Below are 26,886 nucleotides of genomic sequence, written 5' to 3' on the forward strand. Positions count from 1 at the left end.
CTTGGGCCTCGTGCCCATTCTTGCAAGATCAATCCGCCGACTGGCAGGAATACAGGTCGTAGAACCGGAACTCCGGAAGCGCGCCACGATCAAGCGGCCGTGCCGGGGTAAAGGTGATGCGGCGGCTCTCGCCGGCCGCAAGATCGAAGGCGTTGTCGGAATATTTGCCGTCCGTCTCGGTCTCGATCATCACGAAAAGCGCAAGTCCCCTAGCGGTGACGTTGATGTCGACGGAGCCATTCTCCTCGACATATTCGTGGGTGACAGCAAGCCCCGCGGGCTCCAGCTCCAGCGCCTTGTAGGTGCCGTTGAGGTAATGCCCCTCGCCGCCCGTGCCGTTCGACGCGGTGAAGTGCCAGGCAAGCAGCGTTCCCTCGGGAATATCGGAGACGTCGATGCTCGTCGCAGTGACGGCCGCATCCGGCGAACAAACGGCCTGCACGTCCTTCAGGTGCCGGCGTTCGCCCTTTACCGTCAGGACCGAGACTGCAAGATCAACGCTGACATCGGCAAGCGTGTCGTTAACAAGCGAGAAGCGGATCGTCTTTCCGTCATCGGAAGGGATGGCAGCGACCGCGACCGGCTGGAAGAAGCGCTTGACGAGGTAGTGCATCGCCTTCCATCGGCCGCCATAATCGAGGCTCGACCAGGAGGCCACCGGCCACGTGTCGTTGAGCTGCCAGTAGATCGTGCCCATGCAATGGGGTTTGAGCGACCGCCAGTATTCCACCGCCGTCTTGATCGCCAGCCCCTGCTGGATCTGAGAGAGATAGACGAAGTTCGGAAAATCCTTGGGGAAGCGGAAATAACGGAACATCGTGCCGGCGATGCGCTCATTGCCGCCGGCATTCTTCTGGTGCAGCTCCATGACGGGGGAAGCGACGTTCATGTCCTTCTCCTCGGCATAGGTCCTGATCACAGGCAGCGAGGTATAGGACTGGAAGCCGAATTCCGAGCAGAAGCGCGGACGCACCGAACGGTAATTGTCGAACGACTTGTTCTCGTGCCAGACCGACCAGTAATGCATGTCGCCGGATCCGTCCGCATGCCAGGCATCGCCGAAATCGAGATAGCCGGACGCCGGGCTCGACGGCCACCAGAGCGCGCCGGGCAGCGCGTTCTTCACCGCCCGCTCGATGGTGCGGTTGAGGCGATCATAGGAGACGAGATAGCGGTCGCGGTCCTTCCTCGATTCCTCGAACCAGGTGAGCGCCCCGACCAGTTCATTGTCGCCGCACCAGAGCACGATCGAGGCATGCGAGGAGAGCCGGCGCACTTGGTAATCGACCTCGATAGTTACATTGTCGAGGAAGTCCTCGGTCGAGGGGTAGAGGTTGCAGGCGAACATGAAGTCCTGCCAGACCATGAGGCCCAGTCGGTCGCAGAGATCATAGAAATGATCCTGCTCGTAGAAGCCGCCGCCCCAGACGCGGATCATGTTCATATTGGCGGCTTTGGCCGATTGCAGCAGATCCTCGGTCTTCTCAGGCGAAGACAGCGAAAACAGCGCGTCGGCCGGGATCCAGTTGGCGCCGCGGCAGAAGATCTCGCGGCCGTTGACCTTGAAAGCGAAGCGGCTGCCTGACGCATCCGGCGTGGTGATCAGCTCGATGGTGCGAAGACCGATCTGCTTGGTCACCTCATCCGTCGGCAATTCGACGGACAGGCTGTAGAGTGCCTGCTCACCGCTGCCGGAGGGCCACCAGAGGCGTGGATTGTCGATATGGAAGAGGTGGTTGACATGGGTCTCGCCATTGACGCCGACATCCAGGCGTACGCGCTCGCCGTCGAGCTCGAAATAGACCTGGGCAATGTCTGGCCCCTTGGAAAACAGCGTCGCCGTCACTTTGAGATCGACCGAGCCGTCATTATTGTGGGTCTGGCGGGTGACCACATGTTCGATGCGCGCGGTTTCGAGCTTTTTCAGCGCAATCGTCCCGTAAAGGCCGAGCGGCGCAATGGCGATGTTCCAGTCCCAGCCGAAATGGCATTGCGGCTTGCGCAGCATGTTGCCGTCGGGGATTGGCGAATTGCCGGTGCTGTAGGGAATGTAGAAGGGCTGCTGCTTCTGCCGCGCAGCAGCAATGGCGATGCTGGAGGCAAAGACGATGCGGATGCTGTTGTCGCCTGATTTCAGCATGCTGGAGACATCAGGCCGGTAGCGGCGGAAGCTGTTGTCGGCTTCGAGCGCCAGGAAGCCGTTGACGTGGACGCTGGCGACCGTGTCGAGATAATCGATATCGAGATACCAGTCGCCTTCGACCTCAGGAAGCGTGAAGCTGCGCTCGACCGCCCATTCGCGCTCGGCGACCCACTGCACCTTTTCCTCGTTGCGGCCGAAATAGGGATCGGGGATCAGGCTTGCGCGGTGGAGCGCGGTGTGCACGTCGCCTGGCAAGATGATCGCAGTTCGGATCTCGCCATCGACGGAGGCAAGCTGCCACGAACCGGAAAGGTCGATGTTGAAACCGTTCTTCGGCAAGGATGTCATAGTCGTATCCCGATCGGGCCGCTCCTGGGATCGCCGGACAAGCCGGACCGCGGCCGAATTTGGCTGGCCTGATGGCCGATTGGAGGTCGGGCGGCGCCATTTCGGCCCCGCCCGCAGAGTTCTCTAGAGACGCAGCTCGCTTTCGGCATCGAAGACCGAGGCGACCGTCATGTCGAAGCTGAGCTTCACCTTGGCTCCGACGTTGAAGCGGCGTGCGCCGTTGACACGTACCGACATCGTGTGACCGGCATGTTTCAGCCACAGCAGATTGTCCGCGCCCATCGGCTCCTCGATATCGACGGTGGCGTCATGTTCTTCGCCGCCGGTATTCTCGTTGACCTTGATGTGTTCTGGGCGGACGCCGAGCACCACCTTGCGGCCGGGCTGCAGCGTCTCGCTAGCGTCGTAGGCAGCGAGCGAGAAAATGACGCCGTTGGCCAAAAAGGCAATGCCGTCGCCTGATTTGACCAGCTCGCCGTGCAGGAAATTCATCGACGGCGAGCCGATGAAGCCGGCAACGAACAGATTGCGCGGCCTGTTGTAGATCGTCGTCGGATCGTCGAGCTGCTGGATGATGCCGCTCTTCATGATGGCGATGCGGTCGGCAAGCGTCAGCGCCTCGATCTGGTCGTGGGTGACGTAGATCATCGTGTTCTTCAGCGACTGGTGCAGGCGCTTGATCTCAACGCGCAGCTCCGAGCGGAGCTTGGCGTCGAGGTTGGACAGCGGCTCGTCGAACAGGAAGACGTCGACATCGCGCACCAGTGCCCGGCCGATCGCCACGCGCTGGCGCTGGCCGCCGGAAAGCTCGGCCGGCTTGCGCTTCAGGAGCGGCTGAATCTGCAGGATTTCGGAGGCGCGCGCCACCCGCTTGTCGATCTCTGCCTGCGGCACCTTGGCGACGCGAAGACCGAAGGACAGGTTCTTCTCGACGGTCATCTGGGGATAGAGCGCGTAGGACTGGAACACCATGCCGATGCCGCGGTCCTTCGGCTCTTCCCAGGTAACATTCTTGCCCTTGATGAAGATCTGCCCTTCCGACGCATCGAGCAGGCCGGCGATGCAATTCAGCAAGGTCGACTTGCCGCAGCCGGACGAGCCGAGCAGCACGAGGAATTCGCCGTCATTGATGTCGAGATTGAGATCCTTCAGCACGCTCACCGCACCGAAGTTCAGGGACAGATCCTTGATGGAGACGCTTGCATTCATATTCATGAGATCAACCCTTCACTGCGCCGGCGGCGATGCCGCGGACGAAAAGCCGTCCCGACACGAAGTAGACGATGAGCGGCACGAGACCCGTCAGGATCGTTGCCGCCATGTTGACGTTGTATTCCTTCACGCCCTGGACGGAATTGACGATGTTATTGAGCTGTACGGTCATCGGATAGGTATCCGGCCGGGTGAAGACCACGCCGAACAGGAAGTCGTTCCAGATGCCGGTCACCTGCAGGATCATCGCGACCACGAAGATCGGCAGCGACATCGGCAGCATGATCCGCAGGAAGATCTGCCAGAAGCCCGCCCCGTCGACACGCGCCGCCTTGAACAACTCCTCCGGCAGCGACACGAAATAATTGCGGAAGAGCAGCGTCAGAATCGGCATGCCGAAGATCGAATGCACGATCACGAGGCCGGTCAGCGTGCCGTAGATGCCGATTTCGCGCAGGATGATGACGATCGGATAGATCATCACCTGATAGGGAATGAATGCACCGATGATGAGGATCGAGAAGAAGAGCTCGGATCCCCTGAAGCGCCAGTTGGCCAGCGCATAACCGTTCACCGAGGCGATCGCGATCGAAATGATGACAGACGGCACCGTGATGCGCACCGAATTCCAGAAGCCGCGCGACAGGCCATCGCAGTTGAGGCCGGTACAGGCCTGCGCCCAGGCTTTCACCCAAGGTTCGAAGGTGATTTCGACAGGCGGCGAAAAGATGTTGCCGAGCCGGATTTCCGGCATGCCCTTCAGCGAAGTCACCACCATCACATAGAGCGGCAACAGATAGTAGAGAGCTGCGATGATCAGCGTGCCGTAGAGCATGATGTTGCGCGCCGACACCGCCGGGCGCGGCCTGGGGCCGCTGGGGCCTTCGGCGAGTTTAGGCGCCACGGCGTCGATGCCGGCGGCGGTGGTGTTGAGAGTTCCTACATCAGCCACGCTTGCGCCCTCCGCCGAATTCCAGATAGGCCCACGGAACGATGATGATCGCGACTGTGACGAGCATCATGGTCGAGGCAGCAAAGCCCTGCCCCAGGTTCTGCGCCTGGAACATGTAGTCGTAGACATATTTCGCCGGCACTTCCGAGGAGATGCCCGGTCCGCCCGATGTCTGCGCGACCACGAGGTCGTAAACCTTGACGATGCCGGAGGCGATGATCACGATCGTCGTGATAAAGACCGGCCGCATCATCGGGATGACGATGAAGAGATAGGTCCTCCACATCGGAATGCCGTCCACACGTGCCGCTTTCCAGATGTCCTCGTCGATCCCACGCAGGCCGGCAAGCATCAGGCACATGACGAGACCCGTTCCCTGCCACAGCGCCGCGATCAGAATGCCGTAGATGACGATTTCAGGCGTATAGAGCGGATTGAAGGTGAAACTCGTCCACCCGATCGAGCGCACCACTGCCTGAATGCCGAAATCGGGATTCAGAACCCATTGCCAGACGAGGCCCGTCACGATGAAGGACAGCGCGAAGGGATAGAGGAAGATGGTGCGGAAGGTATTTTCGAAACGGATCTTCTGGTCCATCAGCGCGGCGAGCATGAAACCGATGACCAGGCTGAAGATCAGCGAGAGGATGCCGTAGACAGCCAGATTCTCGATCGCCGTCACCCAGCGCGGTGCAGCCCAGAGGCGCTGGTACTGATCGAAGCCGACAAAGCTCAACCGCGGAAGGAGCTTGGAATTGGTGAAAGAATAAAAGATCGTCCAAAACGTGCCGCCGACAAAGATCACCAGCGCCGTCAGGATCATCGGGATGGACGCAATCTTGGCATTCAGATTGCGCAGTAACTTATTTGGCCGGCCTGCTCGCGCTTGACCCGTCATGAATACTTCTCCTCAAATCGCAACTGCGACCAGTGACAGATCGGCAAGTCGCCGCCTGTCGTCTCCACCTCCGAAACCTGCTGAAGATGCCGGAGAGACCTCGCCGCCCGCCGAACCATCACCGACCGTCCGGAACGATCCGGCCCCCATGGGAGCCGGACCGCAAGAGCAGCGAATCTGCTGATCAGTCAGCAGAAGCGATGATCCCAGCAAAACGCTTTTGAGCGTCTTCCGGCGTCATCGACGGATTGGCGAAGAATTCGGAGAAGAGGTCTTCCTTCTGCTTCTGGCTGTCAGCCGAAAGCAGCTGGTCGGTGCCTTGGATCACGTTGCCCTTGGCCAGAATGTCGAGACCCTTCTTCATGCAGTCGTTGGCGGCGGCGAGATCGACGTCGCCGCGAACCGGCAGTGATCCCTTCTTCAGGTTGAAAGCAACCTGGGTCTTGGGATCGAGTAGGGTCTTGGCAAGCACGGCCTGCGCCTTGGATTTTTCTTCGTCCTTCAGCAGCGGGAAGTAGAAGGCGTCGCCGCCAGTCGAGATAATCTCGTTCACGCCGAGACCCGGCAGGCAGGTATAGTCGGTACCGGCCTTCTGACCGGCGAGCGCGAACTCGCCCTGCGCCCAGTCGCCCATGATCTGGCCGCCGGCCTTGCCTGTGATGACAAGGTTGGTGGCCTGGTTCCAATCCTGCACATTGCTGCCTTTGGCCATGCGCCGCGCATCGTCGGCCGCCTTGAACACCTTGGCGATTTCAGGACCGGCAGCAACTTCCGCATCCTTGTCCTTGAAGACCTTGTTGAAGGTATCCTTGCCGGCGACAGCAACCATCAGCACGTCGAAGGCGCCAGTCGCCTGCCATGGCTGACCGCCGACGGCGAGCGGAATGATACCAGCCTTTTCGAGCGCCGGAGCCGCAGCAACGAACTCGTCCCAGTTCTTCGGAACCTCGACGCCGGCCTTCTTGAAGGCAGCGTTCGAAAGCCACAACCACTGCCAGGAGTGGATGTTGACGGGAGCGCAGTAGATCTTGCCGTCGATGGTGCAGGAATCGAGCAGGCTCGACGGACGAACGATGTCCTTCCAGTGCTCGGCGGTCGCCACATCGGTCAGGTCGCGCATCAGGCCGGCCTGGACGAGTTCCTCGGCCTGGCGGCCATGGTTGAACTGGGTGGCGCCCATCGGATCGCCGCCGGTGATGCGGCTGATCATGATCGGACGGGCAGTGCCGCCGGAACCGGCGATAGCACCGTCGACCCAGTGGTTGCCAGTGGCGTCGAATGCCTTTGCCAGTTCGGCGACGGCAGCGGATTCGCCGCCCGAAGTCCACCAGTGTGTGACTTCGAGATCGGTGGCATTGGCGGCGCCGAACGGAAGCGCGACCGAAGCGGCAAGCACGGCCGCCATTATACGGATTTTCATGAGTTCTCCTCCCTCACTGAAACGTTGCCGGAAAAACTTAGATCAATCGATTTCTCCACGCAACTGCCCGCAGGCAAATTTTTCCGCGATAACGGGAATTGCTACTTCTGCCTGTTTCCATCAGATGCGCCGCATCCCCTGAAGCGATATTCAGTCGGCCGTTCTCGCACATGCGCTTTCAATTTATCTACTTGAATATACATAATAATTTTACGCGATAAATTTAGCCGCGCGATTCAGCCTCTTCGCAATCGCAAAAAAACAGAGCACGAATTGTCGATTCAACCTATGCGTACGATGTTGCAACGCACACAACAAAAAGCACTCGACATTTCTACTGTATCGTTACAGATTGCATTCCTCAGGGAGGCGCGATTTTGGCAGGCGGCGGGCTTACGACGCTGGAAAAAGCCTCTATAAGCGACACCAATTCGCGCGAGGCAGGCCTAAAGGGATGGAAAACAAGGGAAATTTCGGGAACGCGGCATCGACGCCGGCAGCGCGCGAGCGCCCGACGTTGAAGACGATCGCCTTCATGACCGGCCTTGGCGTGACGACGGTGTCGCGCGCGCTGAAGGATGCGCCGGATATTGGGGCGGAAACCAAGGAGCGGGTGCGCATGGTCGCCCGCCAGCTCGGCTACCAGCCGAACAGGGCAGGTGTGCGCCTGCGCACCGGCAAGACCAACGTCATCGCCCTCGTTCTCAGCATCGACGAGGAGATCATGGGCTTCTCGAGCCAGATGGTCTTCGGCATCTCCGAGGTGCTGTCTGGCACGCCCTATCATATCGTCATCACGCCGCATTCCCACAGCAAGGACCCGATGCTGCCGGTGCGCTATATCCTCGATACCGGCTCGGCGGACGGCGTCATCATCTCCCGCATCGAGCCGGATGATCCCCGCGTGCGGCTGCTGAGCGAGCGCGGCATGCCCTTCGCCACGCATGGGCGCACCGATGCGGGTCTCACGCACCCCTTCCACGATTTCGACAACGAGGCCTTCGCGCATCAGGCGGTGGAAAAGCTCGTCAAGCGCGGCCGGCGCCGCATCGCCCTGCTGCAGCCGCCGAGCAAGCTCACCTACTACGCCCATATCCGCATCGGCTTCCAGACCGGCCTGCATGATTACGGCGCCGAGGAAGTGCCGCTGCGCGTCAACACCGACGCCCCGCTCGCTGACATCCGCGACATCGTCGAGGTGATGATGCGCTCGGCCAACGCCCCCGACGGCATCGTCTGTTCGGCCGGTAGCGCGGCGATCGCTGTCAATGCGGGCATCGAAGCCGCCGGCAAGGCGCTCGGCCGCGATCTCGACATGGTCTCCAAGCAATCGGTACCGATCCTGAACTGGATCCGCCCCGAGATCATCACCGCCCAGGAAGACGTGCGCCAAGCCGGCCGCGAAATGGCCAAAGCCGTCATCGCCCGCATCGACGGCGTCGAACCGGAACTGCTGCAGAGCGTAAGCCAGCCGACTTGGCCGGAGAGTGGGCGGTAGGCGGTCGGTTGAGGGAACCGACCGTCGGACTCAAATCCGACGATCAGCTTTGGATCATCACAGGTCTTCGACGACGAAATTCACCAGTCGCCCAGGGACCAGAACTTCCTTGACCACCATTCTGCCGTCGAGCAAGGCCATGACAGCGGGTTCCGATCGCGCCGCTGCCAGCAGCGCCCCGCCGAGGTCGGCGGCGGCTTCGAAGCGGTGGCGAACCTTGCCGTTGATCTGCACCACATATTCGCGGGTCTCCATGTCGATCATCGCAGGGTCGAAGGTCGGCCAGGAAACCCATGTCAGTGTTTCCCCGTGACCAAGCTTGCTCCATAACTCCTCCGCGATGTGGGGCGCAAAGGGGGCGAGCAACAGCACGAATGTCTCCACCACTTCGCGCGGACGCGCGGCTTCCACCGTCAGTGCATTGGCCAGTTCCATCAGCCGGGAAACCGCGGTGTTGAACCGAATTGCTTCGATATCCGCCGTCACGGTCTTCACCGTCTGGTGGCGCAAGCGCAGAAGCTGCGGGCTCGGGGCCACCTCCCGCACCGCTGATGAGAGTCCGTCGCTCTCGTCGCAAACAATACGCCAGGCGCGCTCCAGAAACCGGCGCACACCGATCACGCCAGCGGTCTGCCAGGGTTTTGCCGCATCCAGAGGTCCCATGAACATCTCGTACAACCGCAAGGCGTCGGCCCCGAACTGATCGACGACATCGTCGGGATTGACGACGTTCAACCGCGACTTTGACATCTTCTCGACGGCGCGCTGCACTTCGACCGGCCCAGCGAACCATCTGCCCTCCTCTTCGACGACGGAAGACGGCGCGTAATACCGGCCTTCCGTGTCGCGATAGGAATGAGCAAGGATCATGCCCTGGTTGTACAGACGCTGGAACGGCTCTTCAGTCGAAACGACCCCGATATCGTAAAGAACCTTGTGCCAGAAGCGGGCATAGAGCAGATGCAGGACCGCATGCTCGGCACCGCCGACGTAGAGATCAACCGGCATCCAATAGCGCTCGGCCTCGCGCCCGACGGGCTCGCGGGCGTTGCCGGGATCGAGGAATCTGAGAAAATACCAACAGGAGCCCGCCCATTGCGGCATCGTGTTGGTCTCCCGCCGTGCCGGAATGTCGGTGCCCGGCACGATCGTTTCGACCCAGGACTGCGCACGGGCAAGCGGCGGTTCGCCATCCGGCGTCGGGGCGTAGTCGTCCAGTTCAGGCGGCAGCAGCGGCAGGCATTCCTCGGGCAGCGGCATCACCGAGCTATCCGCCAGATGCAGCACCGGTATCGGCTCACCCCAGTAGCGCTGGCGGGAAAACAGCCAATCGCGTAGGCGATAGGTGACTTTAGGCCAGCCTGCGCCGCTCGCCTGCAGCCAAGCAATCATGGCTTTCCTGGCCTCCGGCGCGGCCAGACCATTCAGGAAGTCGGAATTGACCATCCTCCCCTCGCCCTCAAAAGCCGCGTTTTCGATGTCGTCCGCACTGTCGATCACGCGAATGATCGGCAGGCCGTACGCGCAGGCAAAGGCGTGGTCCCGCGCGTCATGGGCCGGCACCGCCATCAAGGCGCCGGTGCCGTAGCCCGCCAGGACGTAATCGGCCACCCAGATCGGTAGCCGGGCGCCGGTTGCGGGATTGACGGCATAGGCGCCGGTGAAGACGCCGGTCTTCTCGCGTCCAGCATCGGTACGCGTCGTTTCCTCCAATGCCTCGGCCTCGGCAATATAGGCGGCAACCACCTTTCTTGCTTCTGACGTGGCGGTGGTGGCGACAGCGGGATGCTCCGGTGCGAGCACGATATAGCTTGCTCCGAACAGGGTTTCGGGGCGCGTCGTGAAGACGGTAATGCCCTCCGCGCCATGCTCGAGCGAAAAACGGATTTCGGCCCCTTCAGAACGCCCGATCCAGTTGCGCTGCATGGTTTTCAGGCTTTCGGGCCAATCCAGGCCATCCAGTCCCTCCAGCAGTCGGTCAGCATAAGCCGTGATGCGCAGCATCCACTGGCGCATCCTGCGGCGGATGACGGGGTCGCCGGTCTCGACGTAACGCCCGTCCTTGACCTCCTCGTCGGCGAGCACGGCGTTCTGTGCCGGGCACCAGTTGACCGCGACCTCGGCCTGATAGGCGAGGCCTTTCTCGAACAGCTTCAGGAATATCCACTGCGTCCAGCGCACGTAGGCAGGATCGGTGGTGGCCAACTCGCGGCTCCAGTCATAGGAGAAACCCAACCTCTGCACCTGTCCGCGAAACGTCTCGATATTGCGCTTCGTCGTGATATCGGGATGCACACCAGTCCGCATGGCGTGACGCTCCGCCGGCAGGCCGAAACTGTCCCATCCCATCGGATGCAAGACATTGAAGCCGCGCATACGTTTGTAGCGGCACATTATATCCGTGGCAGTGTAGCCAAGGGGATGGCCAACATGCAGGCCCGCGCCCGAAGGATACGGAAACATGTCGAGCGCGTAGAATTTCGGCCTGGCCGGATCGATTTCCGCGCGAAAAATATAGTGATCGGCCCAATAAGCTTGCCACTTCGGTTCGATCGTCCTGGGATCATAAGGCATGCATCACTCCTGGCGCCGACCGGCTCTGGCGGCGGCGTGTCCTGAAAAATGGAGGCGTTCTTTGGTTCAGGAGCAGCTACGGCTGCCGGTGCTCCAGTGACGTCCGGCAGCCGCGGCTAAGTCGAAACGCGTGCGGAGTTGCGACGCAGAACGTCCGCACGACGCTCCGGACGAAAAAAGCGCGATATGGCTTTGATCTGGTGTTCATGGGCAGTGGCTCAAGGCAAATGAGGAGAAAGCAAACGACGGCGTTAACCCGGCTCCGATCAGGAGGCCGTGGTGGTAAGTCGTGCGTCGCGTGCGCGAACGTCTGCTGCTTGAGTTGCCATAATCATGAACCAAGAGTGCCCGATATGATCGCTCCTGCCAAGAGTGCATTCGCGCGAAAATCAGGATCTGTTCAAACCCCGCGGCGCGCTCTTTACCAGTTGATCGAGCACCGCGGCGATCTTCGGGTTACGCACCTCGCCGCGCCGGCTAATCGCATAGATGCTCCGGTAGGTGGATGGCGCCAGCGGCTTGACGGTCAGGCTTTCGCCAAAATCTCGAAGCGCCAGTCCAGGCATCACCGAAATCGAACATCCGGCTTCGACAAGCGCGAACACGACTTCGAAACTGTCGCTGAAGCCGTTGATGACGGGCTCGAAACCGATGTCGAGGCAAGCCTGGCGGATGGCCCTGCAATAGGCGCTGGAGGCGACGTCGAGCGCCCAATGTTCATCCCTCAGTTGGGCGAGTTCGGTGACGGGCTCGCTCTCCAGCCTATGGCCGGCGGGCAGAAGCACGAAGAGCTGGTCGCGGCAGAGGAACAGCGTGTCGACCGCGCCCTCCAACGTATGCGGATCGAACGATATGTCGTCGGCAATGACGATATCGGCCTGCCAGGCCCGGAGCGCTGCCACGCCTTCGGCAGGCCCCATCGTCGTCATGACGATGTCGAGATGCGGATGGTCGATGGCGAGCTGGCGCATCGCGGCGGGGATGAAGGAGGAAGCCGCGGAGGGTTGGGCGGCGATCCTGAGGTCGCCGGCGACGATATTCTGCAGCTCGGCAATATCGGTCTTGGCTTCCTCGACGACGGCGAATATCCGGTCGGCATGCAGGACGAGCCGCCGGCCTGCCGGTGTCAGCATCACCCCTCGCCCGCGCCGCTCGACGAGCGGGATTCCAACTTCGTCCTCCAGTTGGGCGATCTGCTGGGAAACGGCCGATGAGGAAATGCCGAGCGCGTCGGCGACCGCCGCCATCGTCTCGCGGCGCGAGAGCTCGCGAAGCGTGCGCAATCGGAAGAAATCCAAGCCCGTTTCTCCGGTTGATCAATCGGCCATAATTTCTAACCTATATGCTTATTTTAATTAAGTAGACCTGAAGAAAACTGCACCTTAGCCTCGGATTCGCAAGCGGGGGCACCGGTTCGAAAAAAGCCAAGATTGCCGGCCATCTCATGAGGCGAACCACGGGGATATCCACAGGATGCAACAGAGCGGCGTGCCTTATTTCAGCCAATGGGAAACACCCGGCATGACACTGCCGGTGCTTGCCGAGGGATCGCAGGCTCTGCTCAGCGATCCGCTCTGGCGCCATTCGGGAGCCGCGACGATCGAGGAATATGCGCGCTGGGCGGTCAATGTCTGCGGCATGGCCTGCCTGAAGATGATTCTTGCCGCGCGCGGCGAGATCCACCCCACCCTCGAGCTTGCCCACGCCTGCACCGCCTATGGCGGTTATGTCGTCAACGAGATCGACGCCTCGATCAAAGGGCTGATCTACGCACCCTTCGTTCGCTTCGCCGCCGACCGATTCGCGCTTCGCGCCGAGACGATGACCGGCGTCGAGACATCGGCCATTCCCGACCTTCTGTCGAGGCGGCGGTTCTTCATCGCCTCGGTGCATTCGGGCATCCGCTGGCCTGAGCGCGAGCCGCCGTCGAAGGGCGGACACCTGGTGCTGGTGACGGCAGCCAGCGATGAGACGATCCGTTTCCACAACCCGTCCGGCCACGACGCGGCGAGCCAGGCCGATGTGACGCTGCCGCTTGCCGTCTTCGACCGCTTCTTCGCCAATCGCGGCATATCGGTCGACGCCTGACCTTTTCAACACCAGATCGCTTCGGAGGCTTTCATGACCCCTTCCCCACACAGGCTGCGCATTGCCGTGCTCTTCGGCGGCCGCTCGGCCGAGCATGAAGTTTCCGTGCTCTCGGCAACCAATGTCATGGGCGCGCTCAAGCCCGAAAAATACGATGCCGTCCCCATCTTCATCACCCGCGCGGGACAATGGCTGCTGAGCAGTTTCGAAGACGGCATATTGGCGACGCCTTCATCAGGCACGGAAATCTGCCTTGTGCCGGGCGGACGGGGCCGGATGCTGGCAATACCGGCCCATGGTGCGCCGCATGAGTTGGCAAGGATCGACATCCTGTTTCCCGTGCTGCACGGCCCCCATGGCGAAGACGGCTCAGTGCAAGGCGTGGCGGAGGTGGCTCGCGTGCCGCTTGCCGGCTGCGGCATCCTCGGCTCCGCCGCAGCGCTCGACAAGGACATCGCCAAGCGCCTGCTGAGGGCGGCGGGCCTGCCGGTAGCACGTGCGGTGACGATCCATCAGGGTGCTGCCCCTTCGCTCTCAGCCCTCGAAGGTGAACTCGGCCTGCCGCTCTTCATCAAGCCGGCGCGGCAGGGATCGTCGGTCGGCGTCGCCAAGGTCCATGCCAGCCAGGAATTCGCGCCCGCCCTTACTGAGGCCTTCCGCCACGATCGCACGCTGCTCGCCGAAGAATTCGTGCGTGGCCGCGAGATCGAATTCAGTGTGCTGGAGGATGCGGCAGGAGAACTCTTCGTCTCTCGGCCGGGCGAGATCGTGCCGGCGGAAAGCCACGGCTTCTACAGTTACGATGCCAAATATATCGACGAGAAAGGTGCGGCGCTGAAAGTGCCGGCCGAACTGCCGCAGGAGCTCGAGGCCACCATGCGCGACGTGGCCGCAAAAGCCTTCCGGGCCGTCGGTTGTGACGGCATGGCCCGCATCGACTTCTTCCTGACTGATGACATGCAGTTCCTCGTCAATGAAATCAACACCATCCCCGGCTTCACCGATATCAGCATGTATTCCAAGGCGATGGCGGCAAGCGGCGTCGGTTACGCCGAAATCATCGACAGGCTCGTCGATCACGGTCTGGCGCGCGCCGGCCGGGCCGCCTAGGCGGGAGCTTGAACATGAACAGGTCGGTCTTGATTTCGGGTTGTTCCGGCGGCGGAAAATCGACGCTGCTTCAGGAACTTGCCGCCCGCGGTCATGCCATCGTCGAAGAGCCCGGCCGGAGGATCGTCAGCCAAGAGCTCAAGGGCGACGGCGCGGCCCTGCCCTGGGTCGACATGGCGGCCTTCGCTCGTCGCGCGATCGAGATGGCGATCGCCGACCACGCAGCGGCGCGTGAGCAATCCGGCTGGACGTTTTTCGACCGTGGGCTGATCGATGCGGTGGCAGCGCTCCAACACCTCACCGGAGAAACCATCCTGGAAAAATTGAGCGTCGCCCACCGCTATCACCGGAGGGTTTTTCTGACCCCGCCATGGCCAGAAATCTACACGACCGACCCCGAGCGGCGCCATGGCTTCGACGAGGCGGTCGCAGAATATGACCGGTTGGCCGCGATCTATCCGACGCTCGGCTACGACGTCGTCACGCTGCCGAAAATTGCAGTCGCAGACCGGGCGGATTTCATCCTCGACTGCCTCTCTCGCGAAACGAGGCAGCAGTAGACGAGATCATCAGGGTCGTGCCTGTCGGCCGCCGTCTCCAAGGGCTCAGCGCCTGCGAAAGACGCACCACTGGAACGACTGCCGGCCACCAGCGGGTGTTGCGTGCTCCTCGCGCCAGTCGCGCTGAAGCGCGAAGGTGGACGAAAATTCGGTCGCAAGCGCCACCGCGTCGTAACGCTGGACCGGCAGGCCGCTGCACCGTTCCGGCCCGTCCGGCGCAAAGGTCGCGATGATCAAGACGCTGCCCGGCGCCGTGCCGGTTTCGAGCGCGCGTCGATAGGCCAGCCGCTGCTCGGGCTCGATGAGGAAGTGAAAGACGGCGCGGTCGTGCCACACATCGTAATGGCGGTCGGGTTGCCATGCCGTGACGTCGGCAACCATCCAGGCGATCCGGCCGGCTTCATCCCGCAGCCGCGCCTTTGCGACGTCAAGCGCCGGCGCGGCGATGTCGAGGATGGTGAGGTCGGACCACCCGCGCTCAACAAGACGGTCGACAAGGTTTGATGCGCCGCCGCCCACATCGATCAGCGAGGCCGTGACCGGCAGTTGCAGCTCGTCAAGCGCCCGCAAGGAAGGCCCGGGCGTCGGCTGATACCAGCTGACGCTGTCGGCAGATTTCATGCGGTAGACCTCGTCCCAGTGTTCCCGTTTCCCGCTTGTCATCCGATATCCCCATCTCTTGCGGAGCCCGATACCCTAACTGGTCAACATGTAGGGACTGAGACGTCTGCAACCAGTCGCAGTGCGCCTCAATATTCTCGGTTCAGGAAGCGAAGTGACGGTAGACCAGATCCTTAGGATCACTTCGGGGTGCTGCGGGATCGAGGCGCGCACCCAGCCGTTCCGCAACGGCAACGGAAGCAGCATTGCCAGGAGCGATATAGCTGACAAGCGATGGCAGCTTGAGCGTCGCAAAGGCCCAGTCGCGCAGCGCCAGGGCCGCTTCGGTGGCATAGCCCTTGCCCTCATATTCCTCGTAGACAAACCAGCCGAGCTCCTTCTCAGCAAAGAGCGGTCCGTGATTGATCCCCACCTGGCCAACGCATTCGCCGGTTTCGCCAAGCTCCATCGTCAGCGCGCCGTGCCCGAAAAGCTGCCAGAGAGCGACGTCGTGACAGAACATCCCCCACGCCGCGCGCAGATCGAACGGGCCGCCCATTCCGACCGATCGCGGCGACGCCATCAACTGCGCATAGGCGGCGAAATCGTCGATATCTGGCATGCGGAGCGTAAGACGCTTGGTTCGGATAGTCATCGCGCCCGTTTCGGACATGCTGTCGCCTTCTCTGTCAGCTTGGGTTTGGAGTTTCGACCGTTGAAGGGAATATCCTAGCTTTCAAATGCCGGGGCGAATTGCAACGTCCCGCTTGGCGGGGATCCGCGAAAAACAATCCGCTGCACGAGCCGCGTATCGAGGTCGAGGTACTTTAGTTGCCCGTTATTGCTGAAACCGACACGGCTATAGATGTCAGGATTGCCGATCAACGCGCATCCGCTGGCACCCATCCCCTTCAGCAGTTCGAGACCCCTAACGATCAGCGCTTTGCCGATCCCCTGCCGCTGTCTCTCCGGCTTCACCGATATCGGCCCCAGCCCGAACCAGCCATCATGCGCGCCGTCGATCGTCACCGGCGAAAACGCGACATGCCCCAGGATCTCGCCGTCCTGCTCAGCGATCAGCGATATCGTTAGATCGCCGTTTTCGCGAAGTCTTCGGACAATCTCCGCTTCCGTCCCGTCGCTGTAAGGCATCGGCTTGAAGGCGGTCCAGGTCAGATCATGGATCGCGTCGATATCCCCCGGCGTTTCGTCTCGGATAAGCATCTCTATCAATTCCTCAAGCGCGATAGCTCAAAGGTTCTATGCAAGGAAAGTCGAAGACCAGCAAGCCGGGCTCCTCCAGCGGCAGTTGCGCCACGACCTGCCCTTCCGGGTTCAGCACCGCCGTCGGCCCCCAGGCGACGCGCCCGTCGCGCTCGCCTGTCACGTCAGACGAGATCAGCCACAGGCCGGTTTCGCGGCATCTTTCGCCGCGAACCGCGTTGTGCCGCTCCTTGAATATTTCCGCCTTGTCCTTTGGCATCATGTTGTTGGAGAGGCATAGGATCAGGGATGCGCCGGCCGCGGCGATCGTTCCGGCTGCTTCAGGAAAGTTCGTGTCGTAGCAGATGTTTATCCCGAAGTGCAGGTCTCCGACCGCAAAGAGCGGGCTTTCCTTTCCCGCCTCGAAAGCCCGTTCGCCGCGCAGCAGGTGGGCTTTCCGGTAGCGGCCAACGAGAACACCGCGCTCGATGACAACAGCGGTGTTGAACAATCGCCCGTCATCGACCTCAATGAGCCCCATGACCAGCACCGGTCCCGACTTCGGCAGCCGGTCCAGGACCGCGGCGAACTCGGCGGATGTGAAATCGAGAGCAACGCGGCGCGCCGATGGTTCATCGACCAAGTAGCCCTGCAAAAAACCCTCGGGAAAGACCAGCAAGGCCGCACCATCAGCCTCAGCAAGCGCTGCGACCTTAACGGCATAATCCAACGCTGCCCGGACATTCTCCCGAAATTCCGGCGTTTGCGCGGCGGCTATCCGAGTGCTCTTCACCTTGATCTCCGCGTTTGGACGACTTGCAGCCTACCCGGTTAGGCTTGTGCAGGCAGCGCCAAGACAGCGGATTGCCGACGGTAGCATGAGGCAGCGACCACGAAAAAGCCCGGCGCGGCGGCCGGGCTTTTCCTCGATCTCTTCTCAGCAACCTCAGAAGGTCGACGCACCGCTGCCCCAGGGGCCGTGGTGGAAATCCTTGCCGTCCAGGCGGTCGAAACCGTGGGCGCCGAAGAAGTCGCGCTGCGCCTGGATTAGGTTTGCCGTTCCCCTGCCCTGGCGATAGGCGTCGAAATAGGTCAGCGCCGAGGTCAGCGCCGGAACCGGCAGGCCGGCGGCAATCGCGGCACCGACGACGCGGCGTAGCGCCGGGATCGATTCCTTGACCATGTCGGAGAAGGCAGGCGTGACGATCAGGTTCGCAGCATCAGGTGCCTTGGTGAAGGCCGAGGTGATCTCGTCGAGGAACTGCGAACGGATGATGCAGCCGGCGCGCCAGATCCTGGCAATCGTCGGCATCGGCAGCGACCAGTTGAACTCGCGCGATGCTTCCGCCATCACCGCAAAGCCCTGCGCATAGGCGCCGATCTTGGCGGCAAACAGCGCCAGTTCGAGATCCTTGTTGAGCTCGGGGCCGTAAGCGATCGGGAAGGACACAGCCTGCGTGCCGAAGATCTTTTCGGCGGCTTCGCGCTGCGACTTCATCGAAGAGAGGCTGCGGGCGGCGACCGCGGCTTCGATCGCCGTTGCCGGAATGCCCATGTTCTGCGCCTCGATCGCCGACCACTTGCCGGTGCCCTTCTGGCCCGCCTTGTCGAGGATCATGTCGACCATCGGCCCGCCGGAAACCGGATCGGTGGCCGCAAGCACCTTCTCGGAGATTTCGATCAGGTAGGAATTCAGCCGGCCCTTGTTCCATTCGCCGAAGATGCCGGAGATTTCGGAGGCGCTCTTGCCGAGGCCGTCGCGCAGGATGCCGTAGATTTCGGCGATCATCTGCATGTCGGCATATTCGATGCCGTTATGGATGGTCTTGACGAAATGGCCGGCACCGTCATTGCCGAGCCAGGCGACGCAGGGCTCGTCATTGTAGCGGGCGGCAATCGATGTCAGCACCTTTTCGACGCGCTTCCAGGATTCTTCGGTGCCGCCGACCATGATCGACGGGCCATGGCGCGCACCTTCTTCGCCGCCGGAAACACCCATGCCGATGAAGGTCAGATCGGTATTCTTCAGCCGGTCGAAGCGGGCGACGGTGTCGCGGAAATTGGCGTTGCCGGCATCGATCATGATGTCGCCCTTGGAGAGATGCGGGCGCAGCAGCTCCATCTGCTGGTCGACGGGCTCGCCCGCCTTGATCATGATGATGATCGGACGCGGCGGCCGGATCGCATCGACGAACTCTTCGATCGTCTTGCAGGGAACAATCTGCTTCTTCAGATCGCCGGCGCTTTCGTAGAATTCGTCGGTTTTCTCCGGCGTGCGGTTGAACACCGCGATTTTATTGCCTTTCTCCGCGATGTTGAGCGCCAGGTTGGAGCCCATGACCGCAAGGCCGATCAGTCCGATTTCTGCCTTTTCCACGACAAACCTCCGATGTGTCATTTGGACCGGTGTTGTGGCACTGTCTCGCTCAAACGGCAAGTCTCGCAAGGGTCTAATCGGTTCGCAAAAGCCAATGAAATGAAGCTTGCAATATCGCCGCTTGTCCGACAACCCGCCGGCTGGCGCCCAGTCCGGAAGCCCTGAGTTTTTCGTGCGCCCTGCCCGCAATGCCCTATCTCATGTTATCATCAGGGCATCGGGAGATATCGCATTGGCATCGGGAAGACGAAAAGATACGGCTCTCCTGGCGGCCCGCGCCGGCCACTACTGCGAGTCTATGCCGCCGCCGGCGCTGCGACGCCATTTCAGCCGCCTCTGGTCGCATGCGCTGCATGACGGACCGTCGGCAATGGTGGCGATCGTGCCGGACGGCTATTGCGACCTGCTCTGGATCGACGGTCGGCTGGTCGTCGCCGGCCCTGACCGGACAGCGGCCTTTCCCGTCATCCGGCCGGGCGCGACTGTCATCGGCGCACGTTTTGCGCCCGGCGCCGCAGCACCCTGGCTGAAGACGCCGCTCTGGGCACTGGTCGGCTGCTCGGTGCCCCTCGCTGACATCGGCCGGAAGGACACCGCCGAATTCGAAGCGCGGCTTGCGGATTGTCCCGACCCCCCGGCCGCCACGGCGCTGTTTAGCCGCCTGCTCGAAGAGACCGCGCGCAATGAGGAGGAGCCAGCCCGCGACGCCGCCATGATCTTCGCCGCCGCCGACAATGCTCGCCCGGTTTCCGGCCTGCTCGACCACCTCGGCATGAGTGGAAGGCAGCTGCGCCGCCGCTGCCACCACCATTTCGGCTACGGCGCAAAGACGCTGGAACGGATTCGCCGGTTCCAGCGTTTCTTCGACCTCTGCCGCAGGTCGGGCGCGATGCCGCTCGCCCGCCTTGCGCTCGAATCGGGCTTTGCCGACCAGCCCCACATGACGCGCGAGGTCGGCGAGCTCTCGACGCTGACACCTGCCGTCATTCTCGACCAGCTCAGCATACGGCAAAGAGCCGATTGACCGTTTTGTTCAAGACGCCGCTGGCCGGTCTGTTATTCTGACGAAACCAAATGCCAGGGACCTGCAAGCCATGTCGACAATGCCCGCGAAAATCCTACATTTGTCGATAGAGCGCGACTGGCGCGACGTCTATGACTTCGCCGGCAAGCCGGAGAACATGCCGCTCTGGGCCTCCGGCCTTGCGACCGGCTTAGAGCCTCACGGCGCCGACTGGATCGCCCACGGCGCTCTCGGCAGCGTCAAGGTGAGCTTCGTTCCTGCCAATGAATTCGGCGTGATCGACCATACGGTGACGATCGAATCCGGCCTAAGGGTTTATAATGCCCTGCGCATCGTGCCGAACGGCGATGGGTGCGAAGTCATGTTCACGCTGCTGCGTCTGCCCGGCATGACCGACACACAGTTTTCCGCCGATGCCGCCCATGTCGAGAAGGATCTCGCCATGCTGAAAGCCCTGATGGAGAGATAGATGGCCGAGAAGACAGAAAACCACGACCGCCGCATCGACTATGTCGAATTCAACGTTGCTGACATCGCCGCCGCCAAAGCCTTTTACGGCTCGGCCTTCGGCTGGCGCTTCACCGATTACGGCCCCAATTATTGCGAATTCGACGACGGCCGGCTGAAGGGCGGCTTTACCGATTTCGGACCGGTGCGGCCGGGCGGCGGCCCGCTGGTCGTCGTCTATGCCAGTGATCTGGAAGAAGTGCTGACCTCAGTCGAAAGAGCCGGCGGCACGATCTGCCGGCCGATCACCGATTTTCCCGGCGGCCGTCGCTTCCACTTCCTCGACCGCGATGGTTACGAGCTCGCCGTCTGGGCCGCTGCTTAGCCAGACTACCCAAGGCAGCCGAGTTGGTCAGGCTGCCTAAGGCTGCCGACCGGGATCAGGCAGCCTGCGACAGCCGATCGAGATCTTCCATGACGAGCAGGGCGCCGATCACCGTACCGCCCGCATCGCGCAGCGGCGACATGCGACAGCGCACCTGCCGCGATTCGCCGCTGCCCGCCGAGCGCTCATAGGAATAGTCGATCTGTTCGCCGGCAAAACAGGCGTCGAGCTTATGCTTGGCGCATTCGGCAAACCGCTCCTCGCCGATGAATTCGGAAAGGTGGCGGCCGATGAGCTCCATCGGCTTCCTGTTGAGATGGGCGCTGTTGGCTGGATTGGAATAGAGGTAGCGATAGTCCCTTGTCAGCACCGCCACGCGATCCGGCAGGCTTTCCAGGATTACCGCGTTGAGGAACTGGCCATTGTCGGTATCAGGCACATAGGCCGGCGGCGGCTCGATGCGCACATCCTGCAGCGAAGGCACGCGCCAGTCCGGCCCATGCGCCCCGAAATAGCGGTCGAGCAAGTAGGAAAGCACCGACGTGTGCTCCGTGACGCTGGCGCTGTCGTCGGCATCCTGGCTGATCAGATGGCTCACAAACTGCAGTTGCATGTAAACTTCGAGCAGATTGACTGCCCGGCAGGCGAGGATTGCCTCGACCAGCGGCTCGACATGGCGGTCGAGCGCCGTGACGCGCTGGTCGTCGCCCAGGCGTATGGCTTCCTCGATTTGCACGCAACGCAAGGAAAAAGCTCGAAAAAGCTCCAGCAAGACGCCTCCACTCCCATTGTCCCAAGAGACGAGTCCGAAACCTCACATGGCTGCATTTCCTAAAAAATGCGCCTTCCGGTAGACATTATTCGCGTCTTGGTGGTGACGGATAACATGAAGTGCCCTCAGTTTCAATCCGAGAGCACCTGCCGCTTTTCACCGCTGATAAATGAGGGTGGACGTTTTTGGAGCATGATGCCGAAAGTGTGAGCGGTTTTCGGCATCATGCCGGCCTGAAATCATCCTGTTCTAAGGCGCGAGCGTCTGCTTGATCTGCCAGCGGTCGTGATACCAGAGCCACTGTTCCGGATATTCCCGCACCCATCTTTCCACCTTGTCGTTGAGCAACTGGGCGGCGGCCGGCAGGTCGAGATTGCCCTTGGCGTCGCGCGGCATGTCCAGCCGCGGCTCGATTTCCAGCCGGTAGCGATTTCCCGGCAGCCGGATGCAGCGCGCCGGATAGACTTCACAGTCGAACTGGCGCACCAGCTTCGGCAGCAGCGGATTGGTCTTCACGTCGCGGCCGAAGAAGGTGCCCTTCAGCCCCTTGCGGAATTTCTGGTCGACCAGCACGCCCACGCCCTGACCTGCTTCCAGCTGACGGGCGAGCGCGAAGGAGGAGCCGGCATGCGAGGGCACCAGCTTGCCCATGCGCGCGCTCCTGAAGTCGAACACTTTCTTGGCGACATAAGGATTATTCGGCGGCCGAAAGAGCACGGTTACCGTGAGCCCGAAGGCTGCGCCCGCCACCGGCAGAAGCTCGAAATTGGCGGTATGGCCGGTAAAGACGATGAAGGGGCGCGGATTGTCGCGCAGGTCGAGGAAGATCGGGACGCCCGACACCTCCACCCTGCCCGGCTCCGACTTTTCGGGATCATAGTCGAACAGCTGGTCGAGGAAGACGTATTCGGCCGCAAGCCGGCCCATATTGCCCCAGCTGGCGAGCGCGATCTCCTCGATCTCGGCTTCGCTCTTCTCAGGGAAGGCGTTGCGCAGATTGGTCAGCATCAGTCTGTGGCGGCTGGTCAGCCGGCCGAGGCGGCGCATCATCCTGTCGGCGAAGCGGATCGCGCCATCGGCCGGAAACAGCTTCAGGAAATTCAGGAAGCCGAACATCACCTGCGCCACCAGCCACTGCTGGAAGTGCCTGAGCGCCAGAACGATCCGGGTGATGAAGAGCTTCACGCGGTCAATCCATCTTCAGGATGATCTTGCCGAAGATCTGGCGCGATTCCATCCGCTCCAGCGCCCGGTCGATATCACTGAAGCTGACCTCGGTATCGATGACGGGATGGACGAGCCCGCGGCCCATCTTCTGCATCGCATTCGCCATGTTCTCCATGCGGCAGCCGAAGGAGCCGAAGAGCTTCAGCTGCTGCTGGAACAGCATCATCAGGTTCATCTCTGTGGAAACACCCGAGGTCGAGCCGCAGGTGACGAGCCGCCCGCCGCGCTTCATGCAGAGCATCGAGCCTGCCCAGGTGTCCTTGCCGACATGTTCGAAGACGACGTCGACACCCTTCTTCTTGGTGAGCTTGCGCACTACGCCCTCGAAACGGTCGGTGCGGTAGTTGATGACGTGATCGGCGCCGAGCGCCTTGGCCCTCTCGATCTTGTCGTCCGAACCAACCGTGGTGATGACGGTGCAGCCAATCTTCTTGGCAAGCTGGATCGCCGCCGTGCCGATGCCAGAGCCGCCGGCATGGACGAGGATCGTCTCGCCCGGCTCAAGCTTGGCATTGTCGAACAGCATGTGCTCGACCGTGCCGAAAGTGACCGGAGCAAGCGCCGCGCCGATCGCGTCGACGCCGGGAGGAGCCGGCACCAGCAGGCGCGCCGGCAGGTTGACCTTCTCCTGCGCAAAGCCGTCGAGATGGAAGCCGTGCACGCCCGAGACATGTTCGCAGAGATTGTCGCGGCCTTCACGGCAGGGACGGCAGAGGCCGCAGGTGCGCGCGCCGTAGATGGAGACGAGCTGGCCTGGCAGCACGCTGGCAACGCCCGGGCCGATCGATTCCACGACGCCGGAGGCTTCCGCACCGATGACCAGCGGCATCTTGCGCTTGGCGAATGCCATGCCGCGCCAGCCCCAGACGTCGATATGGTTGAGCGCCACCGCCTTGACGCGCAGCGTCACCTCGCCAGCGGCTGGAGCATCCGGTTCCGGCAGATCGGTGATCTCAAGCTTGCGGTCGTCGATCAGTTGCAAAGCGCGCATGGCAAAATCCCTCGCCTGAAGGCGTCATCTCGTCTCAAAAATTTGTCGGGAACCGCTTAAGCCGGTTCGAGCGCCATGACAAGGCTGGCATTCTGCCCGCCGAAGCCGAAGGAGTTGGAAAGCACGGCTGAAACCTGGGCCTCCCGCTTCTTGTTCGGCACGACATCGAGAACGATCGACGGATCGGGATTGTTGTAGTTGATGGTCGGCGGCAGCGTTCCGGTCAACATCGTCTGCAGCGAGAACACCGCCTCGACGGCACCCGCCGCCGTCAGCGTATGGCCGATCATCGACTTGTTCGACGAAACCGGAATGCCGACGAGCTTCTCACCGAAGACGGCCGACATCGAACCATATTCCATCTTGTCGTTCTCAGGCGTCGAGGTGCCGTGGGCATTGATATAGCCGATATCGCCCTCGCTCATGCCGGCATCGGCGAGCGCTGCGCGGATCGTCGCAATCGCCGGGCCGCCATCAGGCGACGACCGGGTGCGGTGGAAGCTGTCGGCCTTGTCGCCGGCGCCCTTCATGATGCCGAGCACCTTGGCGCCGCGGGCGACTGCTGATTCCAGCGATTCCAGGACCAGTGTCGCCGCACCCTCGGCGATGACGAAACCGTCGCGATCCTTGCTGAACGGCTTGGAGGCCTTGGTCGGCGGATCGTTCTGCGTCGAAAGGGCTGACAGCAGCGAGAAGCGGATCAGCGCTTCGGCACTCAGCGAGCCGTCGGTCGCAACCGTCAGCGCGCGATCCGTGCGGCCCTGGCGGATCGCCTCGATGCCGAGCTGGATCGCGGTGACGCCGGAGGCGCAGGCCGTCGACAGCGTAACCGGAAGGCCGCGCGTGCCGAACCGGTCGGCAAGCCGCTCGGAAATCGCGCCGAACAGCGCTGCCTCATGGAAGGCCGGGTCGGGGCGCTGGCGCAGCGCCGTCAGGAAGCGCTCATAGGCATCACCCGGATGGTCGGAGGCTGGCGAACGGTCGGCAAGCTCGAAACGCGCGCTCCATTCCGGTTCGATCGGCGGGGCGGCGAGGAATAGCGGGCCGTTGAAATCGCCGGACAGGCCGGCATTGGCAAGCGCCTCGATCGTCGTTTCGCGGGCGAAAGCATAGGAGCGCTCGACGGCGTTCGGCACCGGAATGCCGATGAAATCGACGGTGCCGGCGATCCGGGTCGACAGGCCCTCGGTCGGGAAGCGGTTGATCTCGTGGATGCCCGACGTTCCGGAGGTAAGGGCTGCCCAGTTGTCGCTGAGGCCCTGGCCGAGCGAAGTGATGATGCCCATGCCGGTAACAGCCACGATCGGACGGCCGAGATGATCTCTATAAGCGGAAGCTGTCATATCTCTCACTCCTCACGCATCTGCGGAAAGAACGGCAACGCCCTCGCCGCGCTGGTGTCCGACCGTGGTCACGACGGCGGCGGTGGCGCCTGCCCGCATCGGCGCCTCATGGGCAGCATCGAAGGGCGGAACCTTGGCCTTGCCGTCGACGGCAAGGGCTGCGAGCGCAAGACCCAGCGTGAACTGCGTCTCGATCGTATGGCCGGTGACACCGCCGAAGCCGCGGATCGCAACGTCCGGCAATTGATGCTCCAGCACCGCCCGCTCGCGAGCGGCAAGATCGTGCATGCCGGTCGATCCGGAAAAGATCGCCGTGCTTTCGGCGGCAAGCCCGGCGGCCGGTGCCAAAAGCCGCTCCAGCCGGACTTCGAGATTGCCGGAATTGCGGTTGCCGCGGTCACCCTCGACCGCGTCGATGACCGCATAGATATGGGCGCCGCGGGCTTCGGCATGCTTGCGCGATTCCAGTACCAGGAAGGCGCCTGCCGAACCGGTGATCATGCCGCCGCCGTCGCTCGGCCTGCGCGACCAGAGCGGCACCCAGTCGCCGCGCGCATGAGCGCCGATCGCTTCGGTGAGCAGGATCATATCAGGCCGTTCGGCCGCGAAGGCGCCTCCAACAAGCGCATGCGAGGATTCGCCTGATTTGATGCGGTAGAAGGCGGTCTCGACGGCGGATATGCCGGCCGCTTCCTCTCCCATGAAGGTGCGCGACGAGCCGGTGACCTTGTGCACGATCGAGATATTGCCGGCGAGCAGGTTGGAAAGCTGGGCGAGAAACAGTGTGGGCCTGAGCTCCGTCGTCAGCTTCTCGTTGAGCAACAGCTCGCGGTCATTGCGCTTCAGCGCTTCGTCGACGATCAGTGTGTCGACATTGATGTCGCGCTCGCCGCCGCCGGCCGCCACGATCATGTCCATCGTGCCGCAGGCTTCGATATCATCCTTGAAACCGGCATCATCGAGCGCAAGGCCGGCGGCGAAGACGCCGATGCGCTGCCAGTTCTCCATCTGGCGCTGATCACCGCGCTTGGCGATCTGCTGCGACCAGTCAATCTCGGGCAGCGGGTGCACCGGATAGGGCTTGAACTTCTCGGTCTCGACGATCGCTTTCGGCGCACTGGCGGCCGAAAGCAGCGCGATATGCGCATCCTTGCCGACGCCCTGACAGGTGACGATGCCGATGCCCGAGATGACGACGTCGTTTGCAACCTTGCTCATCCAATCACTCCCTGCGCCGCGATCGCTTCGAGAAGCCCGATCTCGCCGGCACGTTTCTTCACGATATCGCCGAGCGGCACCTCGGAAAACGGCATGGTGCGCAATTTCAGCTGCGCATCGCAGACCTTCTTACCGCCGCTGGTGATTTTAGCCTTGGTGACCGCGAAACCCGAACCGTCATGCTCAAGCACCGCCTCGATGTCGAGCACGGCTTCCGGTTCGACGAAGGTGCGCATCTTGGCGCCGTCGACTGTCATCAGAAAGGGCATGGCGGCAAAATTGGTGACGGCAAGCACCAGCATGCCGGAGGCCTGCGCCATGGTCTCGATCAGGAGCACGCCGGGAACGAGCGGCATGCCGGGAAAATGACCCTCGAAGACAGGGCTCTTCGCCGGCACGACGGATCGCGCCTTAAGCGTGCCCTTCTTCAGGTCCACCGCTTCGACGCGGTCAATCATCTGGAAATATTCCAGCAGCATTCGGATCCTCCGGCCCG

Annotated in this window: 25 protein-coding genes; 7 read left to right on the forward strand and 18 right to left on the reverse strand. The window is 62.1% G+C overall.

The genetic code is table 11. The features are described 5' to 3' along the window. Window positions 1-28: 28 nt before the first annotated feature. The 5 genes from CUJ84_RS12245 to CUJ84_RS12265 form a co-directional block, all read right to left on the reverse strand. Complete coding sequence (locus CUJ84_RS12245; RefSeq protein ID WP_105006408.1) at window positions 29-2,491, reverse strand: beta-mannosidase; 2,463 nt, start codon at window positions 2,489-2,491, stop codon at window positions 29-31. 123 nt (window positions 2,492-2,614) lie between these two features. Next, window positions 2,615-3,706 (reverse strand): ABC transporter ATP-binding protein, encoded by a 1,092-nt coding sequence (locus CUJ84_RS12250; RefSeq protein WP_003540428.1) that lies wholly within the window; start codon window positions 3,704-3,706, stop codon window positions 2,615-2,617. Window positions 3,707-3,710: 4 nt separating this feature from the next. Beyond that, window positions 3,711-4,655 (reverse strand): carbohydrate ABC transporter permease, encoded by a 945-nt coding sequence (locus tag CUJ84_RS12255; protein WP_018447320.1) that lies wholly within the window; start codon window positions 4,653-4,655, stop codon window positions 3,711-3,713. After that, complete coding sequence (locus CUJ84_RS12260) at window positions 4,648-5,553, reverse strand: carbohydrate ABC transporter permease (RefSeq protein WP_012757807.1); 906 nt, start codon at window positions 5,551-5,553, stop codon at window positions 4,648-4,650. The genes CUJ84_RS12255 and CUJ84_RS12260 overlap by 8 nt, the downstream gene beginning before the upstream one ends. Window positions 5,554-5,737: 184 nt before the next feature. Further along, entirely contained in the window at window positions 5,738-6,973 is a 1,236-nt protein-coding gene (locus tag CUJ84_RS12265; RefSeq protein WP_105006409.1) for an ABC transporter substrate-binding protein, read from the reverse strand. 454 nt (window positions 6,974-7,427) lie between these two features. On the opposite strand from CUJ84_RS12265, the gene CUJ84_RS12270 reads away from it, so the two are divergent. Next, window positions 7,428-8,471 (forward strand): LacI family transcriptional regulator, encoded by a 1,044-nt coding sequence (locus CUJ84_RS12270; RefSeq protein ID WP_018074623.1) that lies wholly within the window; start codon window positions 7,428-7,430, stop codon window positions 8,469-8,471. Between the two features lie 57 nt (window positions 8,472-8,528). Here the strand turns inward: CUJ84_RS12270 and leuS are convergent, their stop codons facing one another. Next, complete coding sequence (leuS, locus tag CUJ84_RS12275; protein ID WP_105006410.1) at window positions 8,529-11,045, reverse strand: leucine--tRNA ligase; 2,517 nt, start codon at window positions 11,043-11,045, stop codon at window positions 8,529-8,531. A gap of 389 nt (window positions 11,046-11,434) precedes the next feature. Further along, the gene (locus CUJ84_RS12280; RefSeq protein WP_105006411.1) at window positions 11,435-12,343 is read right to left on the reverse strand and encodes a LysR family transcriptional regulator; all 909 of its coding nucleotides are present in this window, start codon (window positions 12,341-12,343) and stop codon (window positions 11,435-11,437) included. A 175-nt stretch (window positions 12,344-12,518) separates the two neighbouring features. Here CUJ84_RS12280 and CUJ84_RS12285 point away from each other — a divergent pair, with 175 nt between their 5' ends. The 3 genes from CUJ84_RS12285 to CUJ84_RS12295 are packed head-to-tail and all read left to right on the forward strand — an operon-like array spanning window position 12,519 to window position 14,803. Next, window positions 12,519-13,133, forward strand: a complete 615-nt coding sequence (locus CUJ84_RS12285; protein WP_105006412.1) for a C39 family peptidase — start codon at window positions 12,519-12,521, stop codon at window positions 13,131-13,133. A 33-nt stretch (window positions 13,134-13,166) separates the two neighbouring features. Then, window positions 13,167-14,243 (forward strand): D-alanine--D-alanine ligase family protein, encoded by a 1,077-nt coding sequence (locus CUJ84_RS12290; RefSeq protein ID WP_105006413.1) that lies wholly within the window; start codon window positions 13,167-13,169, stop codon window positions 14,241-14,243. Between the two features lie 14 nt (window positions 14,244-14,257). Next, the gene (locus tag CUJ84_RS12295) at window positions 14,258-14,803 is read left to right on the forward strand and encodes an AAA family ATPase (RefSeq protein WP_105006414.1); all 546 of its coding nucleotides are present in this window, start codon (window positions 14,258-14,260) and stop codon (window positions 14,801-14,803) included. Window positions 14,804-14,848: 45 nt separating this feature from the next. Here the strand turns inward: CUJ84_RS12295 and CUJ84_RS12300 are convergent, their stop codons facing one another. From CUJ84_RS12300 to gndA, 5 genes are all read right to left on the reverse strand, one after another. Further along, window positions 14,849-15,466 carry a class I SAM-dependent methyltransferase gene (locus CUJ84_RS12300; protein ID WP_105006415.1) on the reverse strand — a complete coding sequence of 206 codons (618 nt, stop codon included), beginning with the start codon at window positions 15,464-15,466 and terminating at the stop codon, window positions 14,849-14,851. A 100-nt stretch (window positions 15,467-15,566) separates the two neighbouring features. Beyond that, window positions 15,567-16,076 (reverse strand): GNAT family N-acetyltransferase, encoded by a 510-nt coding sequence (locus CUJ84_RS12305; RefSeq protein WP_105006416.1) that lies wholly within the window; start codon window positions 16,074-16,076, stop codon window positions 15,567-15,569. Between the two features lie 56 nt (window positions 16,077-16,132). Continuing rightward, complete coding sequence (locus CUJ84_RS12310) at window positions 16,133-16,627, reverse strand: GNAT family N-acetyltransferase (protein ID WP_105006417.1); 495 nt, start codon at window positions 16,625-16,627, stop codon at window positions 16,133-16,135. Between the two features lie 13 nt (window positions 16,628-16,640). Then, on the reverse strand, window positions 16,641-17,399 hold the full coding sequence (locus tag CUJ84_RS12315; protein WP_105006418.1) for a carbon-nitrogen hydrolase family protein: 759 nt from the start codon (window positions 17,397-17,399) through the stop codon (window positions 16,641-16,643). Window positions 17,400-17,552: 153 nt separating this feature from the next. Beyond that, window positions 17,553-19,004 carry an NADP-dependent phosphogluconate dehydrogenase gene (gene gndA / locus CUJ84_RS12320; protein WP_024322083.1) on the reverse strand — a complete coding sequence of 484 codons (1,452 nt, stop codon included), beginning with the start codon at window positions 19,002-19,004 and terminating at the stop codon, window positions 17,553-17,555. Between the two features lie 211 nt (window positions 19,005-19,215). On the opposite strand from gndA, the gene CUJ84_RS12325 reads away from it, so the two are divergent. The 3 genes from CUJ84_RS12325 (at window position 19,216) to CUJ84_RS12335 (ending at window position 20,839) form a co-directional block, all read left to right on the forward strand. Further along, the gene (locus CUJ84_RS12325; RefSeq protein ID WP_105006419.1) at window positions 19,216-20,007 is read left to right on the forward strand and encodes a helix-turn-helix domain-containing protein; all 792 of its coding nucleotides are present in this window, start codon (window positions 19,216-19,218) and stop codon (window positions 20,005-20,007) included. A 70-nt stretch (window positions 20,008-20,077) separates the two neighbouring features. Continuing rightward, complete coding sequence (locus tag CUJ84_RS12330) at window positions 20,078-20,476, forward strand: polyketide cyclase (RefSeq protein WP_033182248.1); 399 nt, start codon at window positions 20,078-20,080, stop codon at window positions 20,474-20,476. Next, entirely contained in the window at window positions 20,477-20,839 is a 363-nt protein-coding gene (locus tag CUJ84_RS12335; protein WP_018242378.1) for a VOC family protein, read from the forward strand. Window positions 20,840-20,894: 55 nt separating this feature from the next. Here CUJ84_RS12335 and CUJ84_RS12340 read toward each other — a convergent pair whose 3' ends face one another. The 6 genes from CUJ84_RS12340 to CUJ84_RS12365 form a co-directional block, all read right to left on the reverse strand. Next, window positions 20,895-21,611 carry a PAS domain-containing protein gene (locus CUJ84_RS12340; protein WP_105006420.1) on the reverse strand — a complete coding sequence of 239 codons (717 nt, stop codon included), beginning with the start codon at window positions 21,609-21,611 and terminating at the stop codon, window positions 20,895-20,897. Window positions 21,612-21,860: 249 nt separating this feature from the next. After that, the gene (locus CUJ84_RS12345; protein WP_105006421.1) at window positions 21,861-22,796 is read right to left on the reverse strand and encodes a lipid A biosynthesis lauroyl acyltransferase; all 936 of its coding nucleotides are present in this window, start codon (window positions 22,794-22,796) and stop codon (window positions 21,861-21,863) included. 4 nt (window positions 22,797-22,800) lie between these two features. Further along, complete coding sequence (locus CUJ84_RS12350) at window positions 22,801-23,829, reverse strand: zinc-binding dehydrogenase (RefSeq protein WP_105006422.1); 1,029 nt, start codon at window positions 23,827-23,829, stop codon at window positions 22,801-22,803. 56 nt (window positions 23,830-23,885) lie between these two features. Beyond that, window positions 23,886-25,172: a beta-ketoacyl-ACP synthase gene (locus CUJ84_RS12355; protein ID WP_027684357.1), complete on the reverse strand. Its 1,287-nt coding sequence runs from the start codon at window positions 25,170-25,172 to the stop codon at window positions 23,886-23,888. 12 nt (window positions 25,173-25,184) lie between these two features. Beyond that, entirely contained in the window at window positions 25,185-26,390 is a 1,206-nt protein-coding gene (locus CUJ84_RS12360; protein WP_105006423.1) for a beta-ketoacyl-ACP synthase, read from the reverse strand. Further along, on the reverse strand, window positions 26,387-26,869 hold the full coding sequence (locus tag CUJ84_RS12365; RefSeq protein ID WP_003540474.1) for a 3-hydroxyacyl-ACP dehydratase FabZ family protein: 483 nt from the start codon (window positions 26,867-26,869) through the stop codon (window positions 26,387-26,389). The genes CUJ84_RS12360 and CUJ84_RS12365 overlap by 4 nt, the downstream gene beginning before the upstream one ends. Window positions 26,870-26,886 lie beyond the last annotated feature (17 nt).

Origin of the sequence: Rhizobium leguminosarum (assembly GCF_002953715.1) — a bacterium.
In the GTDB taxonomy this organism is placed as follows: Bacteria; Pseudomonadota; Alphaproteobacteria; order Rhizobiales; family Rhizobiaceae; genus Rhizobium; species Rhizobium leguminosarum_V.